Genomic DNA, 18,679 nt, shown 5'->3' with positions numbered 1-18,679 from the left:
ATGCAGTCCCAGCCGACGTACGCGAAGCACGCAGCCTACGACGCGGCAACGGCCTCCTTGACGAAGTCGGTGTACTTGCGCAGAGGACGTCCGAGGACGGCCTGCAGGCGATCCGCGGCGCCGTCCGCGCCATGCATGCCGAACTTCTGGATCCCGGCCATCATCAGGCGCATATCGTAGGCAAGCCAGGACGGCGCCGATGTGGCCATCTGCGCTTCGAAGGCCGCCACGTCGTCTCCGCCGTAAGCCACTTCACGACCGAGCGCAGCACTCCAGATTTTGGCCACCGACTCTCCGGTCAACAGCTCGGGCCCGACCAGCTCCAGCGTCACGCGTGGTGACGGCGCGGTCGCGCGATCGCGGCGCAGCAGTTCGGCGACGGCGGCGTCCGCGATGTCTCGCGCGTCGATCATCGCGACGCCTGTGGAGCCGATCGGCATCGGGTAGACGCCGTAGCCCTGGATCACCTGCTGGACCATGCGCTCGTTCTGCATGAAGTAGGCCGGCCGAAGGATGGTTGCCGGAATGTCGAGGCTCTCGATCATTCGCTCGACCGTGTGCTTGCCGGTGAAGTGCGGCACATCGGTGAACTTGTCTGCATGGATGACCGAGAGGTAGACGATGCGCTCGATGCCAGCTTCGCGCGCCAGGTTCAGCGCGACGAGGGCCTGGGTCACTTCGTCGGGCGTGACGGCGTTCAGCAGGAACAGCGTGCGCACCGACGACAGTGCCGCGCGCAATGAGGGCACGTCGGTCAGGTCGCCGACGACCTCCTTGACGCCGGTCGGAAAGCTCTGCTTTCCGGGTGTGCGAACGAAGGCGCTGACTTCGGCGCCGGCACTGGCCAGGCCTTGGACGACGAGGGAACCGATGGTGCCGGTGGCACCGGTGACGAGAATGCTCATGGAAATCTCCTGGGAGGTTGGTGGGGGGGATGAAAAGATCGATCAGCGCGAGAAGTCCGCAACGACCTTGCCGATGCGCGGGTCGGTGCGATTGCGTTCGATGGCCATGGGGATGTCGCCGAAGCCCACGACTTCGTCGAGCTTCGAAATCAGCGTGCCTCCGGCGATCTCTGCCGCCAGCCGTTCCAGGAGCGCCGCGTCAGGCTTGCTCATGAACCACAGTCCGCGGCGGCCGGGGGGCGTGCGTGCCAGGATGTCGGGCGAGGACGTGCCGACGATCGCGCCGTCCTTCGTCAGCACCTGCCACGAGCGATCGAGCACTTCGCCGCCAACGTAGTCGAGCACAAGGTCGATGTCGCGCGCGACCGACTCGAAGCGTTCGGTGCGGTAGTCGATGACGTGGTCCGCGCCCAGGCTGCGCACGTATTCGACGTGGGCGGTAGACGCCGTCGCGAAGACTTCGGCGCCTGCCTGCTTGGCGTACTGCACGGCATAGCCGCCCAGCCCTCCCGCTGCACCATGAATGAGGATTCGCTGGCCTGCGGCGATCGGACCCGCGTGGTGCAGGCTTTGCCAGGCGGCCACGGCCGCGACGGGGACGGCGGCCGCATGGACGTCGTCCAGGCCTTGCGGCGTGCGTACGAGCTTCGCCTCGTCGACTGCCACGAACTCGGCATAGGCACCCAGGCCGCCCAGCGGGCCCATGACGCGATCGCCCACGCGAAAACGCGAGGCGCCGGAGCCAAGCGCTTCGACGACACCCGCAAGCTCGATACCCAGCACGGCGGGCAGTTGAAGCGGGAACGCGTCCCGGACGAAGCCTTCACGAATCTTCCAGTCGATGCCGTTCACGCCGGCCGCCCGGACGCGCACCAGGACCTGGCTCTGTCCGGCCGTGGGCCTCGCGGTCTCGGCGACCTCGGCGGCGGCAGCACCGCCATAGGCCCGGATAAGCACGGCACGTTGAGTGATGGTGGTGGTCATTTCAGTTTTCTCCTGTTGAAGTTGCGGTAAGGAGAAGATAAGTCGTTGCATTGTTAAAACGAAGATCCGAAAATGAAGACACCTCGTTTCAATTGCGGAACACTATGGATCTGAATGCACTGAGCGACTTCGCGCTCGTCGCAATGAACGGCGGCCTCGGAAAAGCAAGCCGCGCGAGCGGTAGATCGAAGGCGACCTTGTCCCGGCGCATCGCCGATCTGGAAGAGCAACTCGGCGTGCGGCTCATCGAGCGCAGCGCCCGCGGGCTCAAGCTCACAGAAGCCGGGCAGATGCTGATGGACCGCACCGAAGGGCCGATGCACGAGGTGGCCGACGCCATGACTTCCGCGCGCGAGGGCTTGTCGGTGCCCCGCGGACGCCTGCGCATCGCTTCGCCGGTGCTGTTCTCCCAGCTGGCGATGGGCCGCATCTCCGCCGAGTTCTGCACGGCCTACCCCGAGGTCAGCTGCGAGGTGGTGGCGGACGATCGCCTGGTGGACCTCGTCGAGGAGCAGTTCGACGCCGCGATCCGGATCAATCCAAGCCCGGACAGCAGCCTCGTCGGCCGGTGTTTTGCCAAAGACCGGCTGGTGGTCGTGGCCGCGCCCTCCGTGCCCGTGCCTACGCCAGGCAAGGTCAGCCCGGTCCCAGGCATCGTCTCGACAAGCTTTCAACCGACGAACTGGACGCTGGACGACGGACGCCTTGTCCTGGAGCCGATTCCGAGGCTCAGACTTTCCTCGTTCCTGATGATTCGCGACGCTGCGATCGCCGGCGCTGGCGTTGCCCTGATGCCGCAGTCGATCGCATGGAACCAGCTGACGCGCGGAGAACTGGTTCAGTGGGGCATGGTTTCAGGCGTGGAGGTCGCGCTCTGGGTCCTGCATACGTCGAGGCGACTCCCTGCACCGAAGGTTCGGGCGTTCGTCGATTTCATGTGCGCGCAGTATCCGCAGGGGTCTCTCGTACTGAACGGCTAGGTCAGCTGTTTTCATTCTGGGGAAAATGGACTCACCCTAAACCGAGCACGAGGGGATCAAGATGTCAGCCGACGACTGGTGGAAGTGCGGAATCGTCTATCAGGTCTACCCGCGTTCGTTCCAGGACAGCAACGGCGATGGCATCGGCGACCTGGGCGGAATCCGCGCCCGGCTGGATCATCTGGTCTCGCTCGGCGTCGATGCCATCTGGATCTCGCCGATCTATCCCTCGCCGATGGCCGACTTCGGGTACGACATCTCCGATTTTTGCGGCATCGATCCGCGCTTCGGCACGCTGGACGGCTTCGATGCGCTGGTGCAGGAGGCCCACGCGAGAGGGCTCAAGCTCATCCTGGACTTCGTGCCCAACCACACGTCGGACCGTCATCCGTGGTTCGCGCAGAGCCGCAGCGCACGCAGCGATCCGCGACGCGACTGGTACATCTGGCGCGACCCGGCGCCGGGCGGCGGGCCGCCCAACAACTGGCTCAGCAATTTCGGCGGCCCGGCCTGGGCCTTCGATGCGACCACCGGCCAGTACTACTGCCATTCGTTCCTGAAGGAGCAGCCCGACCTCAACTGGCGCAACCCCGAAGTGCGAGCCGCGATGTACGAGGTGCTGCGCTTCTGGCTTCGGCGTGGCGTCGACGGATTCCGTGTCGACGTGCTCTCTCAAATCATCAAGGACGCGCAGTTCCGCGACAACCCGCCGAATCCGGACTTCGCCCCGGGCCAGGACCCATTTTTTCGCTGGTTGATGCTCTACAACACCGACCTGCCGGAGGTGCAGCCGATCGTGGCCGAGATGCGCCGCGTGGTCGACGCGTTCAGCGACGCACGCTCGTCGCGCGTGCTGATCGGCGAGCTCTACCTGCCGCTCCCGCGCCTGGTCGCCTACTACGGACTCAACGCCGCAGGCGTGCTCGAAGGCGTGCAGCTGCCCTTCAACTTCCAGCTGATCGCGACCGAGTGGCAGGCGGCGCGCATCGACCGTTTCGTGCGCGACTACGAAGCCGCCTTGCCCGCCGGCGCCCAGCCGAACTGGGTGCTGGGCAATCACGACAGACCTCGCATTGCGAGCCGCGTCGGGCCACAGATGGCGCGGCTCGCGGCCATGCTGCTGCTCACGCTGCGCGGCACGCCGACGCTCTACTACGGCGACGAGATCGGCATGACGGACGTCCCCATTCCCGCCGATGAAGTGCAGGACCCGTTCGAGAAGAACAAGCCTGGCATGGGCCTGGGTCGCGACCCGGAGCGAACACCCATGCAGTGGAGCGCGGCAGAGCATGCGGGCTTCTCGACCGGTACGCCGTGGCTGCGCCTGGCAGCCGACTGGCCCACGAACAATGTGGAGGCGCAATCACACGACGCGGGGTCGATGCTGGCGCTCTACCGGCGCCTCATCGCGTTGCGCCGCGCGCAGCCTGCGCTGAACCGGGGCAACTACGAAGCGCTTGAAACCGGAGGCGAGGTGCTCGCCTATGCGCGCAACGGCGAAGAGCAGCGGCTGGTGGTGCTCTTGAACTTCGGCACCACCCCGGCGCCGATTTCGCCAGCGTTGATGCCGCACCAACCGATCGTGCTCGCATCGACCGATCCTGCGCGCGCCGAGTTCATCAAGGGGCCCCTGGTGCTGGCGCCTTGCGAAGGCATCGTCATCGGCGCCGTGGACGACAAGGGTCCGACGACACGATGAGCAATCAAGACTTGCCGGTCTGGATCTCGACGTAGCTGCGCGCATGCCAGCGCACTCGAATGGGCCACTTCGCGTCGGCAATGGTTTCCGAATTCACGTCCTTGCCGCTGCCGTAGTTGATCTGCCGGTCGGGACGCCTGTTGAGGCCGATCAGCAGCACGATGCGGCTGCCCGCCGCGAGCTTGCAGGCCGTCACGCGTTCGGCGGTGAACGCAAGCAGCTGACGCTCGCCGGCCCGCAGAAGCCGGCGACGCATGCGATGGCCTGCGTAGCTGGCGCGAAAGTCGTAGGGATCGAACAGCAGCTGGTATTCGCCGCTTGCCGTCTGCTCGTACAGCGAGATGTTGAAGTCCACGTCCTGCCGTGAGGGCGTGATGTCGAACACGCCGCGCAAGCTGCCGATGAGCTCGGTGCCCTCCGGGAGCGGATCACTGACAAAGCTGATGCTGTTGCGCGCCGGCAGTTGCTTCACGCGCAGCGCGTCCGGCCACGGGATGCGCACGTCGCGTCGATCGGCGAGATCGACCGAGAGCCGCACGTTGCCACCGCCTTCGGACGGCGACGGCAACAGTCGGTGCGGGTCGTCGCGCTCGCGGGTATCGAGGTGAAGGCGCAGCCGGGTGCGCTGCGGCGCGTCCAGCGTCGGCGCATGGCGCCACTGGTCCGCGCCCATCACCTGGTAGTTGACGCGATCCATCAGCAGAGAAGGCTTGTTCGCGCCTTTCAGGATGTGGTCGAGCCATTGGTAGCGCAGATCGGGCAGGTCGACGCGTGCGACGGGGTCGAGCGTGTAGCCGCGCAGCGTCGGCGCCGTGCCGCGCCGGATCGAGGCCGCGTCGTAGGGGCCGAGCAGCAGCGTCGTGTCGGCCTGCGGCCGGTTGCGAAGATGCTCGTGGTGGAAGTAGAGCGCGCCGGCATCGGCGCCGTAGTAGCCGGCAAAGCTGAGCACCGGAATGTCGATTCGCGCAAACTGCTCCGCCGACGGCAAGAACTTCTGCCAGTAGCGATCGTGGCTCGGGTGCGTCAGCCAGGTTCGGACCAGCCTGCTGCGCTTGCCCAGCAGGACGCGGTCTATGTCCCAGTAGGGGCGATTGCCACGGTGCCAGCGTGCGTCGAGTGCCTGCCACATCGTGTCCGGGTCCGCGTCGGCGTCGACGCCGGCCCGCAGGGGCTCGGCAGTCGCGTGCTCCTGCGCCCAGCGGACCATGGCGTTGCGGAAGATTTGTCCGGCCATCGGGAAGTCGATGCCCGGCGCCATCGGCGCGATCGTGGCAATGGCCTTGAGGGCAGCAGGTCTCCTGCGAGCGGCGGCCCAGGCGGCGTAGCCGGAGTAGCCGTCGCCGAGCATGGCGACGCGGCCGTCGCTCCACGCCTGCCGGGCAATCCAGTCGATGACGGCGGCGGCGTCTTCGCCGTCGCGAACGAACGGCCACACGGCGCCCTTGCCGTCGGGCGTGCGTCCGCGCACGTACGCCGTGACGCCGACGTAGCCTTTGGCGGCACTGTGCTGTGCGTCGTCCTCGGCGGGATCGAGCGTGAAGCGCAGCAGCGTCGGCAGGGCTGCCAGTGCGTCGTTTGCGCGGCCGGGCCGAACCAGGCGCGCATGGATGACTCCCCCGCGCACGGGAATCCTGATGTCAGCCTCCGCCACGTAGCGGTTGCGGTTTTCCGCCGCGAACAATTCGGGCAGCAGCGCATTGAAGCTGCGACGCGACTGGTACGAAAGCCAGGTTCGCACGAGCGCCAGCGCATCGGCCTGCGGGAGGCTGCCCTTCGCGCGCCAGAGATCGAAAGCCTGGCGCAGCGGCTCTCTGTACACCGCCGGCGGGATTTCGAGCCGCGCCATGATGGCCTGGGCTTGCGCGTTGTCGAGCGGCGACACCAGTTCCTGGAACGAGCGCGCGTAGGCTTCGGAGAAGCCGAGGCGCCCGTCCGCTTCGAGCATGCGCGCACGCGCATAGATACCGTCGAGTATCGCCCGCTGGACCAGGTCGTCGAACGGCTTGCCCTGGCGGCGGCTGCGCAGCGAGCCGCTGCTGTCGTAGGCTGCACGGTAGGCGCCGCTGACGATCTGCAGGGCGGTCAGGTTGGCCAGGAAGACATCGGTGTCCGCCTCCTGGTACACCGGCAAGATGCGCTCGGCCAGATCCCGCATCAGGTCCGCCGCGGTGGCATCGTCAGGATCGCGCGGTGGCCGGAAGCCGAAATCGGCCGCCCAGGCCCAGGTCGGCCACGCGGGCAGCGCAAGAATCAGCCGCATGAGGGCGCGACGCGCACGACTGACGGTTGACCCGGGGTGTCTCATGGTCGCTGCTCCTCGGGTGCGGCGTTCGGCGCCTTGACCAGATGCACCACCCGCGTGAACAGCCGGTCGTGCGCTCCTCCAGCCGAGCCTATGTGAACAATGCCCGTGTGCTTGAGCTTGCCCAGTGCGTCGATGATGAGTTCGAGCGTGTCGTCGTCGAACGCGCTGAAGGCTTCGTCCATCACCAGCCAGGGCGGCGCCTGCAGCACCACGCGGGCGAAGCCCAGCCGCAACTGCTCGTCCATGCTGAGTTCGCTCTCCCAGCGACCCGTCTTGTTCAGCAACTGTTCCAGGCGCTGGAGGCCCACACTCGCCAGCGCGGCCACCATGGCTTCTCTCGGGTAGCTCGATGGCTCCATCGCATACGACAACACTTCGGCCAGCGTGCCGCGGGGAATGTAGGGCGTGCCGCGCGGCATGTAGTGGATCGTCTCGCCGACGGGCCGGCGCACGGTGCCGCAGCCCCAGGGCCAGAGGCCCGCGAGCGCCCGGAACAGCAAGGTCTTCTCCGTGCCCGGTGTGCCGAGGATCAGGACGCACTGGCCGCGGTGCACGACGAGACTGGGGTCGTCCAGCTGATCGTGGCCGCTCCAGGAGCGAACCTCGAGCGCTTCGATCGCGAGCGTCCCAGCTTCGCTCTCTTCGTAGGCGATGCGGCTGCCACCTGCCTGTGCCTCCAGATCGGAGGCCAGCATCCGGCGCAGGTCGGTGACACGCAGCAGCGTGGCGCGCCAGTCGGCAATGATGCTGAAGTTGTCGACGAACCAGCGCAGCGACGACTGCGCCTGCGTGAAGGCCGCGGCAGCCATCATCAAGCCGCCGAACGAAACCTTCCCCGAGAAGTAGAGGGGGGCGGCCACCAGCGTCGGCGCGATGATGGTGACCCAGCCGAAGCCTGCGGTGACCCAGGTCAGGTTGGTCAACCCGAGCACCACGCGCGACGTGGCGCGCAAGACGTCGCCGAAATGCATGGCGACGCGACGCTTCTCGTCGGCCTCGCCACCAGCCAGGGAGATGCCGTCCAGATGCTCGTTGATGCGCGTCAGCGAGAAGCGCAATTCGCCTTCACGCGCGTAGCGCTCGGCGTTGCGCGAGATCAGGCCGTTGCCGACCCAGTAGGTGAGCAGCGAGCCGGCGATCGCATAGGCAATTGCCGCCCACAACATGAAGCCCGGCAACACGTGGTCCTCGCCGTTGAAGAAGAGGCTGAAGTCCTTGGAGATGACCCACAGCACGCTCGCAAAGCTGCCGAACAGCATCGCTGCCTGCAACAGACCCACGCCGAGGGTGACCGACAGATCGCACAGCTTCAGCGTGTCGTCGTGCATGCGCTGATCCGGATGGGCCCCCATCGGGCCGCTGGCCTGGAGCCAGAAAGCCCGGCGCGGCTGCAGCCACAGCCCCACGAGGTCATTGACCACGGCCTCGCGCAGCTTCAACTGCAAGGTTTCGCCCAGCCACCTCTGTGCGACGTTCAAGACCAGCAGCACGCCCGCAATGATGGCGAAGACGCCTACCTGCACGACGAATTCGCTCAGGTCGCGACGCGAGATCGCATCGTAGAACGGCTTGTTCCAGCTATTGAGCTCAATCTGCCCATACGCCGTGAGCGCGACGACCACTACGATCGCGCCCATCAGCACGACAAGCGTTTTCGCGACCGGGGACACTCGCAAGGCGCCGAGCAACTCGCGGACCTGACGGAAGACACCGGCTCTTGCAGCCGGCTCGACACGGTTCTCAGGCCTCGCGCTCATCGCTACTGCGGCGCCTGACAAGCGGCGGCCGCGATGCGGCGCGCCGAGACACACGAAATGAAGGCGGCGTGGCTCCATGCCAGTTGCTTCGCCGAGGTCTGCGCGCCGCTGCGCTGGTCGAACTGTTCCGACAGATCACCACCGGCCGGCGTGTACGCGCGTACGGTGGCGAGGTAGGCGTCGCCGCGCCCCATCCACTGGTTCCAATGGCGTGCATCGCCGCCCATCGCCGCGGCGCGGAAACAGAACTCGGCGGCGCCGAGTGTCGAGAAAAAGTACGCACCACCCGAGTAGTACACGTCGCCGGCATACCGACCCATCGCCGCGCCACGGCCTGTGGCACGGCCGTGGTTGATCGGATAGGCTGCATCGAACAGCGCGTCGAGTCGCGCCAGCGTGGCCTGCATGCGCGGATCGGCCGGGCCATGCGCGGCCTCGGTGCCGAGGCTGTGGATTGCCGACAGGATCACCGCGATGTCCAGCGCCTTCGCACTGGGCTGGCCGTCCACTAGCACGCGTGAACGGTAGTAGCCGCGCGTCGAGTCGCGTTCGTCTCGCTCGTCTACCCAGTAGTCGTCGAGCAGGCGCTGCACGGCCCGCGACTCCTCCCGGCAGCGCTGCGCCAGCGCCGCGTCGCCCAAGCCCTCCAGCCATGCCGCGCCTTCGGCCAGCGCGGCCCCTGCGACGCGCAGTGTGTAGTAGTGGTGGCCGAGCTCTTCCTCCCAGATGTCGTACGACGGCTCGCGCCAGTGACGCAGCGTGAAGTCGATGTCGAAGCGAATCAGCGGCGTGACCTCCGCCAGCAGGGCCGCGTCGAGGTGCCCGCCGGCCGCCCAGCGCAGCAGCGCCAGCGCGCGCAATGGCGGCCCGTCGTGCTGGGGGCGCGCCCATCGGAGGACGTCGAGCGTACCGTCGGGGTTCACTCTCGTTTCGGCGACGACGGCATCGCCGTGGACGCTCGCGAGGTCATGGTCTTCGCGCAGGTACTGCAGGAGTTCGGGGGCCACGCGCGCTCTGCGGCTCTGCTCCGCGGGAACCGCGCGGCCGTCGAGCCCGTTCACGGCAAGGCTGAAGCGGGTGAAATCGCGCAGATGCTGCAGGGCTTCGTCGCCGATGCGTCCGTCGACGTAGAGCAGGCGCAATGCATCGATGACGACAGCAGAGTCCCGGAACCAATGAAAGAAGTAGTCCGGGTCCGGGTCGTAGTTGCCGAGTACGGGCGAGGCAATGATGGCGCCGGCGACCGGCCGTATGGTCTGACCGAAGCCGGGGCGATGCTTGACGATAGACACCGGCGAGATGCAGGGCAGCATCGCGCTCGCCGAATGGGACAGCTGTCTTTCGAGCCATGACTCGAAAGCCGGGTCTTGCTGGCTCGCCACGCTGAAGGTCACGGTGCAGGCGACTCGAGGTGCGGGCTGCTGAAGTCCAGGGCGCGCAGCCCGGCCTGCACTTCGGGCACGCTCATGAACAGTTTCCACAGAAGGCCCGTGCGATGGTTCTCCATCATCACGACGATCGGGCCCTGGTCGATGGCGAGATATGTCTCTGCGAACCAACCGCGCCGTTCGCAGAACGCATCGATGAAGCCGTAGTCCTTCCACAAGCGCGTGCCATGCACGGTGAGGAAATGCCGCAGAACCTGCATCACCTCGGTGGGCGCATACGGCAGGCTGGCCAGCGCGGCCGTCGGCGAAATGGTGCCGTTGTCGATGTCCGGGGCGTGCGCGAGGTAGCCGTCGGGGTCGTCGCTGGCGGTCAGGCCCCAGCACGATTCACCGTAGCCCGGGTGGCCATGAGGATTGGCGATGCAGTGCGCACGGTTGATCTGCAGGTGGCGGCAGTTGAGGTCCCAGTAGTCGGCGTAGCGATCCTTCAGGCCGTGCGGATCGAGGCCGCAGAACGAGTAGTGCGTGAAGAACAGCGGGCCGCCGTACGGCATGCCCAGCGGTATCTCGATGCCGTAGTACGACCGGCCGTTGAGGAAACCGGCCCCCGCCGCAAAGCCGCGGTGGTACACCCGCGGATCTATCGCATGGCGCGGCGCGGCCGCTGCCAGCAGGTAGGTGATGAGGCACTCGTTCCAGCCGCGCACTTCATGGTTCATCGCCCAGCCGTGGTTCGGGCTCCAGTGCCAATACAACACGTCCCGCCCGCCCTGGGTGAACCAGTTCCATTCGACGTCGTGCCACAGCGTGTCGATGTCGCTGCGCAACCGGCGCGCCGCGGCCGTGTCCTCGCTGAAATACTGGCGCGCACAGAGCAGGCCCATGCAGAGGAACGAGGTCTCGACCAGATCGCCCGCGTCGTCCTTGGGGCTCATCGGGATCGTCGCGCCGCTCGCTGCGTCCATGAAGTGGGGGAAGGCGCCGTGGTAGCGCCTGGCGCGAAAGAGGGCGTCCCGCATGCGCCCCAGGCGCTCCAGCGCTGCGTCCCGCGTGACCCAGCCGCGCTCCACCGCGACGATCATGGCCATGATGCCGAAGCCCGTGCCGCCGATCGCGATCCTGTCATCGGGCAGGTCTTCGCCCGTGGCGCCGACGAGCGTGCGGCGGTCGAGCGCCAGGCCGCTGTCGGCATCCGCACCGTCCCAGAAATAGCGGAAGGTCTGCCGCTGCACGGCGTCGATCAAGGCTTCATCGGGCAGGGCTGCCAGTGCCCTCGGGTTCCTGTCATCCATCAACACGAACGGTTCCTTTCGTTGTTGTCCCGGGTGTCACGTTTGGTTTCACCGAATCATCGGCGACGCCACGCGGCTGAGAGCTCTTCGCCCGCAGCATGCCATCATTAGGCCCCCTGGGTTCTATTCGAAATCCCTGATGAGTCGCATCGATACTCTCATGGCCCGGATGACGCTAGCCGAAAAGCTGGGTCAACTGACGATGACTGCCTCCGGCTACACGGTCACCGGGCCGGTGCTCGCGGGAGACTCCACGCAGTCGATCATCGACGGCACCGTCGGCAATCTGCTGAACATGGTCGGCGCCGGCCACACGCACGAGATGCAGCGACTGGCCGTCGAGAAGTCACGGCTCGGCATTCCGCTGCTGATTGGCCTGGACATCATTCATGGCCATCGCACGCTCTTTCCGATCCCGCTTGCGGAGGCCGGCACCTTCGACGAAGACCTCTGGGAGCGCACGGCGCGGGAGGCTGCACGCGAAGGCGCTGCCGACGGCCTGGCGATGACTTTTGCGCCGATGCTCGATGTATCGCGCGATCCCCGCTGGGGCCGTACCGCGGAAGGACCCGGCGAAGACCCTTGGCTTAACGCACGCATCGCGCAGGCCAAGGTGCGCGGCTTCCAGGGGGCAGACCTTTCATCGGCCGATTCGCTGGCGGCCTGTGCGAAGCATTTCGTCGCGTACGGCGCAGTCACCGCGGGGCGGGAGTACGCCGCCGTGGACATCTCCGAGCGCACCTTGCACGAGGTGCATCTGCCGGGCTTCGCAGCAGCGGTGCGCGCCGGCGTTGCGACGCTGATGCCCGCCTTCACCGATCTCAACGGCGTGCCGATGACTGCGCACATCCCCTTGCTGCGCGACTGGCTGCGCGGCGAGATGGGCTGGGACGGCGTCATCGTCAGCGACTACAACGCAATCGCGGAATTGATCAAGCACGGCGTCGCGGCCGATCTCGTCGATGCCGCAGTACTGGCGCTGAAGGCCGGCGTCGACATCGACATGATGGCCGACGCGTATCGCAAGGGCCTGCCCATCGCGCTCGCGCAGGGACGGGTGACGATCGAAGAGATCGACGCGAGCGTGCGCCGCGTGCTGCAACTCAAGGAGCAGCTCGGCCTGTTCGACGACCCTTACCGCCGCGGCGCGACACCCGAACTCGCGGCGGTTGTTGCCGAGCGGCACGCGGTGGCGCGCGACGCCGCGCGCAAGGCCATCGTCATGCTGAAGAACGAGCGGGACACCCTGCCTTTGCCTGCTGCGGCGAAGGCACTGTGCGTCATCGGCCCGCTGGCCGACGCAAGCACCGAGATGAAAGGCCCGTGGTGGGGTGCCGGCGAACACGAGCCGGCCGCGAGCGTGCTTGCCGGCTTGCGTGCCGCGCTGCCGCAGACCGACATACGCCATGCACCCGGCGTTGCCATCGAGAGTGATGACGACAGCGGCATCGAAGCTGCTGTTGCGCTGTGCGATGGCGTCGACGCCGTCCTGCTGTGCCTGGGCGAGCGTGCCACCATGAGTGGCGAGGCCGCGAGCCGCGCCACGCCCGCGCTTCCCGGGCTACAACAGGCGCTGGCCGAAGCGGTGACGGCACGTGCACACGCGCTCGGCATCCCCGTCGTCGCAATCTTGTTCTCGGGCCGTTCGCTCGTCGTCCCCTGGCTGGCCGAACACGCCGATGCGCTGCTGGCTGCGTGGTTCCTCGGCATCGAAGCCGGCCATGCGATCGCCGACGTAGTCACGGGCCAGGCAACGCCAAGTGGCCGCACGCCGATGAGCTGGCCGCGCGCCGTCGGGCAGCTGCCGATCTACTTCGGCCAGCGTCCCACCGGCCGGCCGATGAATCCCGCCGACTACTTCACGAGCAGGTACCAGGACGTCGAAAATTCGCCGCTGTATGCCTTCGGCCACGGCTTGACCTTCGGCCGGTTTGTCTACGACGAGCTTCAGGTAGAGCCGCGACGCGTGCGCGAGCAGGACGCGCTGAAGATCAGCGTCAGGCTGCGCAACGTTGGTGCACGCGAGGCTGAAGAAACTGTCTTCCTGTTCGTTCGCGGCAAGCTAGGCCGTGTCACCCGGCCGTTGCTGGAACTCAAGGGCTACGCGAAGCTGCGATTGATGCCGGGCGAAGCCGGCTTGGTGAACCTGGAACTGCCGGCGGCCGAGTTGCGCTACCTCGGGCCGGACCTGCAGCCCTTGTTCGAGGCGGGCGAAGTCGAAATCTTCGTCGGGCCGAGTGCTGAGCAAACAGGGTTGTTGCGGCAGACCATTGAATTGTGCTGAAGCCCTAGGGCGTAGGGGCATGCCGTTACCCGTGGCTATACTGCACCGGTCACGTCAAAAAGAGGCGTGATCGGGATTGGACTCCCGTGCAATCACTGCGACGCAAGCCGCAGTTTCCCCGCAGGGTCTGCGGCTTTGTCGTTCGTGCTTCCAGTTTTGGCGGCTCGATGGGCGGGCGCGAGCCCGGCCGGTTTCACGCAAGTGGTTGCCCGGTAGTCCAACCCGTCGAGCTGCCGCCCCCGCTTGGACTCGGGTGCGGCGGTTTCAGCAAACCGCAATCACTTGGAGGCCATTCATGGCTGCATCCGCTCGCGCGTCCGTGCACGTTCACTCACTTCCCGAATCTTCTGAAGCCGCTAGCGTTGAATCGCTTGCGCTTCAGGCATGCGATGACATCGACAGCCTTCACGCTGTGCATCGTGCCTATGCGTGTCTTGAAAAACTCATCGTCCCGCAACGCGTGAACGACACGGAAGAGGTCTATCCGACGCGCGCTGAACTCGGTGCTCTGGTGCGATTGGTCAATGAAGAACTGCAGCAGCGTATCGAAGCGGCTGAGGCCACGATTCAGTCGTGGCGAGCTGCCGTAGGCGAGGGCGGTGCGCAATGAAAAGCTCGCGTCAACTATGGCAGTCGACTTTGGGCCTCTTCGCCCCGGCCTTGCGCGAGGCTACAGTCGACGGGCAGCGGAAGTTGCCTTTCCAGCCGGTGATGGACCAGATCATCCAGCAATGAGTAATCAAGAAAAGCCTAGAAGCGAATCGACTGCCTTCGAGCGCATTGGCGGAAAGATAGTGCTGCTTGCACTTGCTGCGCTTTCGAGCGGTGAGGGCTTCGTTGCGTTGCTAACGGGTCGTCTTGCTGAACGAGGACCACGTAGTGCCCCGCTTCGTGTTTCGGAGTTGAGCGGACTTGCGGCGTATGCCGGAGGCGTATTTCTCATACTCGTTGGAATCACGCTCGTCGTGCTTGCCTTTAGAGGGCTACGTTCTCAAAGAGTATTGAAGGTTTTGCTTGCCGTTGACGTACTGGCATTCGTCGCCGCTGTCGCGACTCGCCTCCAGTACTGAATGTCTGCTTCGGTCCCCTTTGCGCAGGCCGCATGTAAGGCTACAGTCGGCCAGGAGCGGTCACTCATTCAAAGCCGTTGGAAAAGCTTGAAACAGCGATTCACAACGCACACCGCATATAAATTCACCAGCTTAACTATTCCTAGCAGAGGAAGCAAACAGCATGTTTTTGCTTGATGCATCAAACAAAGCGACCATCAGCGAACACTTTAGAAGAAACAAGGCCTTCTCGTGGTCTGAGGAGTTTTTCCTCTCAGCAATCGATGCCGACAAGTCGAAGTATGACGTTCTCTGGGCGGTGATTGCATTGCGTGATTGCGGTACTCGGAAGAGCCTGCCAGCGTTAAAAGCTCTATCCAAGTACCCAAAGCAAGATGTCAGGGACAGTGCAGTCCTGACGATTGCGCAAATAGCCGGCGCAGCGGAGACGCCTTACTTTGTAAAGATCCTTGAAGATCCACTGAGCGGCCGCAACAAGGTCTATGCGCTGTGGGCCATCGGCGTATCAGGTGACGAGCGCGCGTTAGCGTCAGTTGAGCAATATGTTCGAAAGAACAAAAAGAAGCTACAGACTGAAGACTTGGACCCTAGAGCGCAGGAGGAAGTGCTTGCGTTCCTCTATCGGGTGGATGCTTCGAGCCTGCTGCAAGAGTTTTCCTTCCTAGTCCCGCCGTTGGCTCGTTTAACGCCGTTGGCGCTGCACAACTTTCTGCAGCGCGTTCCTGGAATGAGGGCTTCGATTGAAGCCGAGCTTGGAAAATTCGTTCCAGCTGAAATCCCAAAGAATGACTCGTCACTGGCTTAACCGCGCCTGGACGCTGCGCTCGCTGCTTGCGGACCTCTTTGCCCTGAAAATCTAGTGCGACCTTGAGCCAAAAAACATCCGACGGCCAACGGCCAATAGCCGTCACTCATGCCAGAGACTCAACTTAAATGAATACGGGCGAGATTGCACTCAAGATCACTAATCACGAGAGCGTTGAAAGCCTGATTGGCTTCGCGTCATCGTGGTTGGTCGATCTAGGCTTCGTATCGCACGCCGGGCCAACTTGTGCGCTGCTGATGCCAGACGACCCTGAAGAGATCGACCTGCATGACCAGGAGCAATTCAACTGGTTTCGAGCCTCAGTGGTCGAGTCTCTGCACGTGGCGGGGCTGGCCGGAGTCTGCGTGGCTGCAGGGCCAACTGACCCTGCAGCGGAAGACGTCCGCCGACTCTGAGTGCATTTGGCTTCGAGCAACCGTAGTGCCGCAGGCGAGGCAGAATTCGGCCGGAAGCGGACTCTTACCAACCGAGCCACATCTGTTCATGACCAGCTACGTCCTCGCCCTCGATCTCGAAGGCACCTTGATCTCGAATGCGATGAGCCAGATCCCTCGACCGGGTCTGGCAAACTTCCTGACGCGTTGCGCTGAAATTTTTCCCCGCATCGTCATGTTCACCACCGTCAAGGAAGATCGATTCAGAAGGATCGCGCGCTTGCTGGTGGACGAAAAGGTCGCACCCGATTGGTTTGCGGATGTCGAGTACGTCACATGGAACGGGGAGACAAAGGACCTCCGATTTGTGCCCGGCGTGCAACCGCACCAGGTGTTGCTTGTGGACGATTTTGAGAAGTACGTGCATCCGGGCCAGGAAGCTCAGTGGCTGCAGATCGAGTACTTCGACTATCCCTATAGTTCGGCAGATACCGGCCTTACCAAGATGCTTCAAGTTCTGGTGGCGCGTGCTTGATTTCCGACTTGGTTCAGTACGGTCGCGGCGAGAATCGGTTAAGGGCCTTTTCGCCGGCAGTGCGACCGGCTACAGCCGGCCAGGAGCGGACCGTCGCACCGCATGGTGTCCTCGCAGCGCGCAATCTTTTGGGAGAGAAATGCTGATGAATCGCTTCTTGGTGACTCATAACTACGGAATGGGCGCGTTGTACTGGTGGATCGAGGCTCCGTCTTCAGACGCGATCATTCAACGCTATGCAGAAGTTGAAGTCGTTGACTTGAGTGGGATCGACCCAACTCGATTCACTGATATCGCATCGCTTAGCATCGGCGACCCTGCACCTCCTGGTCTTGCTGGGCTGGAAGATCAACGCCGTATTCAACGAGGTAAGCCTGGCTATGGAGTGCTAGTGGGGCGTGGCAAGGTCTATTTGAGACAAGACTATCTCGAAGAACGTGAGACCTATCTCGTCGAGTACGACGAGAACGGATACCGGACCCGTCAGATCATGCAATCTGCCGATGGCAGTTTGGAAAGAAGCGGTCCCGAGGATTGGCTCTTCAATCCACCTGAGGACCTTTGGAATCCAGATCTTGCATCTTGCGAAATCCCCCGTGAAGAGTTCGATTCCCTATGGGCCCGCGCTCACGACGGGAATTGAGAATGTTTGCTGTCGTCTGGTGCGCCCATAGTTGCCCAGTTCTAGCCACCGCCGCCATGGCACAGTTCGGCCAGTTGCGGTCCTTCGTCACGAGCTCCTGGTTCGCGAACACCCCAAGCTCGGTGCACGGCAGCGAGCGTCGGCCAAACAACAGGCGTACGCAGCGGATGAGATCCAGCAGATCCTCATGAACCGCGGCTACTGATGCGTGTGTCCCGACCACAAGGGGCAACAGTGGATCATTTCCCTGCCTGATGCTGTGCGACGGCCTTGGCATCAGTGCGTTCGGCAAACAGGTATTCGAGCTTGCAGGAGCCAAATTCGCGCTCGAGCTCCCGCTGGCGGACCGGGTGGTTTCCGAACCGAAAACTGCTTGTGGAGTCGGCCGAAGTGGGGATGCGATACACGCCGTAGCTCCGAGGCGACGTGAGCCGCCCATTCGGCCGCACGCTGGAGGGGCTAATGGCGCGAGTAATGATGTGCTCGATCGACGTCATGGTGAGCAGAATGCACGATCAGCAGGGATGCGCCAAGGGACAAATGTCCCAAATCTGGCTAGGTGGAGCCTCCTCTGCTTTCAGCGATGCCTACAATTTTGCCTGGGCGACATAAGCGCCGTTCTGGCGGTGGAGAGGAGTCGCCGGCTAGCTGGCTTGGGGGCTATGCGGTACTTGAAATTCGTTCGTCGCGATGACGAAACGACGCCGACGACTAAAAGTTGCGAGCGAAGGCTCTCTGACGGCCTCACCCGACCTCCCAGCATATCGACCTGAAACAACTACTGACCATGGCAATTGTTGAAATTACCGGATGGCGACCCGGTTTTTTGAAGGTCTCTTGCACGACGACCTTGCGAGCCGTTGCGGGCCTGGGTTTGGCGGAGGCTAAAGCCGTTACCGATGGGGTGCTCAGAGATGAACCTCAGCGAGTCCAAGTTCCCGATGCGAAAGCGCATCAATTCGTGCTCGCTCTTCGAGAACTAGGGGCATCAGCAGACGTTGTCGAAGGAAATGGCGACTCGACATCGACCTAGAACTGCATCGCGCAAATTGAACGCCCGCTTCGGAGAAAACTGTACAGCCGGTTAGGGCCCAACACGGCCGTACGTTTTTCTCCGAAGCCGTCATTCAAGAACGTATAGATGCGGTTTAAGCCAAAACCATACTGCTGCGCCCACGGCCAGCCACAGGACCGCGACGAGGAGTGCGCCGGCCCTGCTGCTTGGCTTCGAGCCCTTCGTCTGCATCCACTCGTCTGCTTGGCTGCGACATTCCGCGAGGACTTCAGGCGGCAGCAGCCTGATGGTCAGCCAGATTAAGACGGGAAGTAGCAGAACGTCATCGACGTAACCCAGCACGGGGATAAAGTCTGGAATCAGGTCAATGGGACTCAGCGCATAGGCCACCACAAAAACACCCAATGCCTTCGCGTACCAAGGCGTTCGAGGATTTTTGCCTGCAAACCAAAGCGTCACGCCGTCGCGTTTGATTCGCTTGGCCCAAGTCTTCAAGTTGTCGCTGATTCGCATGGGCGCAAGCATGCCAGGGTCACGTGGCCGAACTCTGCCCCGCGGCTTCGAAGGACTGCTGATCGCCGATAGTACCCGTTCGCACACACCCTATCGAACAACAGCGACG

The 18,679-nt window shown here is 64.1% G+C and carries 16 protein-coding genes; 8 read left to right on the top strand and 8 right to left on the bottom strand.

Annotated elements, in window-relative coordinates; translation table 11 throughout:
* Nucleotides 1–35: 35 nt before the first annotated feature.
* Entirely contained in the window at nt 36–905 is an 870-nt protein-coding gene (locus tag ACN9MV_RS22885; RefSeq protein ID WP_426389625.1) for an SDR family oxidoreductase, read from the bottom strand.
* Nucleotides 906–947: 42 nt separating this feature from the next.
* A complete protein-coding gene (locus ACN9MV_RS22880) occupies nt 948–1,889 on the bottom strand; it encodes an NADP-dependent oxidoreductase (protein WP_093180165.1) in 942 nt (313 codons plus the stop codon).
* 104 nt (nt 1,890–1,993) lie between these two features.
* Here ACN9MV_RS22880 and ACN9MV_RS22875 point away from each other — a divergent pair, with 104 nt between their 5' ends.
* Both ACN9MV_RS22875 and ACN9MV_RS22870 read left to right on the top strand, forming a co-directional pair.
* Nucleotides 1,994–2,869 (top strand): LysR family transcriptional regulator, encoded by an 876-nt coding sequence (locus tag ACN9MV_RS22875; RefSeq protein WP_093180163.1) that lies wholly within the window; start codon nt 1,994–1,996, stop codon nt 2,867–2,869.
* A 61-nt stretch (nt 2,870–2,930) separates the two neighbouring features.
* Complete coding sequence (locus tag ACN9MV_RS22870; RefSeq protein ID WP_426389624.1) at nt 2,931–4,568, top strand: alpha-amylase family glycosyl hydrolase; 1,638 nt, start codon at nt 2,931–2,933, stop codon at nt 4,566–4,568.
* A gap of 4 nt (nt 4,569–4,572) precedes the next feature.
* Here the strand turns inward: ACN9MV_RS22870 and ACN9MV_RS22865 are convergent, their stop codons facing one another.
* From ACN9MV_RS22865 to ACN9MV_RS22850, 4 genes are all read right to left on the bottom strand, one after another.
* A complete protein-coding gene (locus ACN9MV_RS22865; RefSeq protein ID WP_426389623.1) occupies nt 4,573–6,873 on the bottom strand; it encodes a CocE/NonD family hydrolase in 2,301 nt (766 codons plus the stop codon).
* The gene (locus ACN9MV_RS22860; protein ID WP_426389622.1) at nt 6,870–8,510 is read right to left on the bottom strand and encodes an ABC transporter ATP-binding protein/permease; all 1,641 of its coding nucleotides are present in this window, start codon (nt 8,508–8,510) and stop codon (nt 6,870–6,872) included. The genes ACN9MV_RS22865 and ACN9MV_RS22860 overlap by 4 nt, the downstream gene beginning before the upstream one ends.
* Nucleotides 8,511–8,632: 122 nt before the next feature.
* A complete protein-coding gene (locus tag ACN9MV_RS22855) occupies nt 8,633–10,024 on the bottom strand; it encodes a glycoside hydrolase family 15 protein (RefSeq protein WP_426389621.1) in 1,392 nt (463 codons plus the stop codon).
* Complete coding sequence (locus ACN9MV_RS22850) at nt 10,021–11,310, bottom strand: glucoamylase family protein (RefSeq protein ID WP_426389620.1); 1,290 nt, start codon at nt 11,308–11,310, stop codon at nt 10,021–10,023. The genes ACN9MV_RS22855 and ACN9MV_RS22850 overlap by 4 nt, the downstream gene beginning before the upstream one ends.
* A 139-nt stretch (nt 11,311–11,449) precedes the next feature.
* On the opposite strand from ACN9MV_RS22850, the gene ACN9MV_RS22845 reads away from it, so the two are divergent.
* From ACN9MV_RS22845 to ACN9MV_RS22820, 6 genes are all read left to right on the top strand, one after another.
* A complete protein-coding gene (locus ACN9MV_RS22845) occupies nt 11,450–13,594 on the top strand; it encodes a glycoside hydrolase family 3 N-terminal domain-containing protein (protein WP_426389619.1) in 2,145 nt (714 codons plus the stop codon).
* 295 nt (nt 13,595–13,889) lie between these two features.
* Nucleotides 13,890–14,204 carry a hypothetical protein gene (locus ACN9MV_RS22840; protein ID WP_426389618.1) on the top strand — a complete coding sequence of 105 codons (315 nt, stop codon included), beginning with the start codon at nt 13,890–13,892 and terminating at the stop codon, nt 14,202–14,204.
* A gap of 623 nt (nt 14,205–14,827) precedes the next feature.
* The gene (locus tag ACN9MV_RS22835) at nt 14,828–15,469 is read left to right on the top strand and encodes a HEAT repeat domain-containing protein (RefSeq protein WP_426389617.1); all 642 of its coding nucleotides are present in this window, start codon (nt 14,828–14,830) and stop codon (nt 15,467–15,469) included.
* A gap of 128 nt (nt 15,470–15,597) precedes the next feature.
* Complete coding sequence (locus tag ACN9MV_RS22830; protein ID WP_426389616.1) at nt 15,598–15,885, top strand: hypothetical protein; 288 nt, start codon at nt 15,598–15,600, stop codon at nt 15,883–15,885.
* A gap of 88 nt (nt 15,886–15,973) precedes the next feature.
* On the top strand, nt 15,974–16,399 hold the full coding sequence (locus ACN9MV_RS22825) for an HAD family hydrolase (protein ID WP_258353704.1): 426 nt from the start codon (nt 15,974–15,976) through the stop codon (nt 16,397–16,399).
* Between the two features lie 145 nt (nt 16,400–16,544).
* Nucleotides 16,545–17,042 (top strand): hypothetical protein, encoded by a 498-nt coding sequence (locus tag ACN9MV_RS22820; protein WP_426389615.1) that lies wholly within the window; start codon nt 16,545–16,547, stop codon nt 17,040–17,042.
* 239 nt (nt 17,043–17,281) lie between these two features.
* Here the strand turns inward: ACN9MV_RS22820 and ACN9MV_RS22815 are convergent, their stop codons facing one another.
* Together ACN9MV_RS22815 and ACN9MV_RS22810 are read right to left on the bottom strand one after the other, a co-directional pair.
* A complete protein-coding gene (locus tag ACN9MV_RS22815) occupies nt 17,282–17,539 on the bottom strand; it encodes a hypothetical protein (RefSeq protein WP_426389613.1) in 258 nt (85 codons plus the stop codon).
* A gap of 626 nt (nt 17,540–18,165) precedes the next feature.
* A complete protein-coding gene (locus tag ACN9MV_RS22810) occupies nt 18,166–18,570 on the bottom strand; it encodes a YkvA family protein (protein WP_093059534.1) in 405 nt (134 codons plus the stop codon).
* Nucleotides 18,571–18,679: the final 109 nt, after the last annotated feature.

Origin of the sequence: Variovorax sp. R-27 (genome assembly GCF_049913215.1) — a bacterium.
Classification (GTDB): Bacteria; Pseudomonadota; Gammaproteobacteria; order Burkholderiales; family Burkholderiaceae_C; genus Variovorax.
Note: the sequence above shows the minus strand (reverse complement) of the source record. Positions and strands in the feature narration are given on the sequence as shown.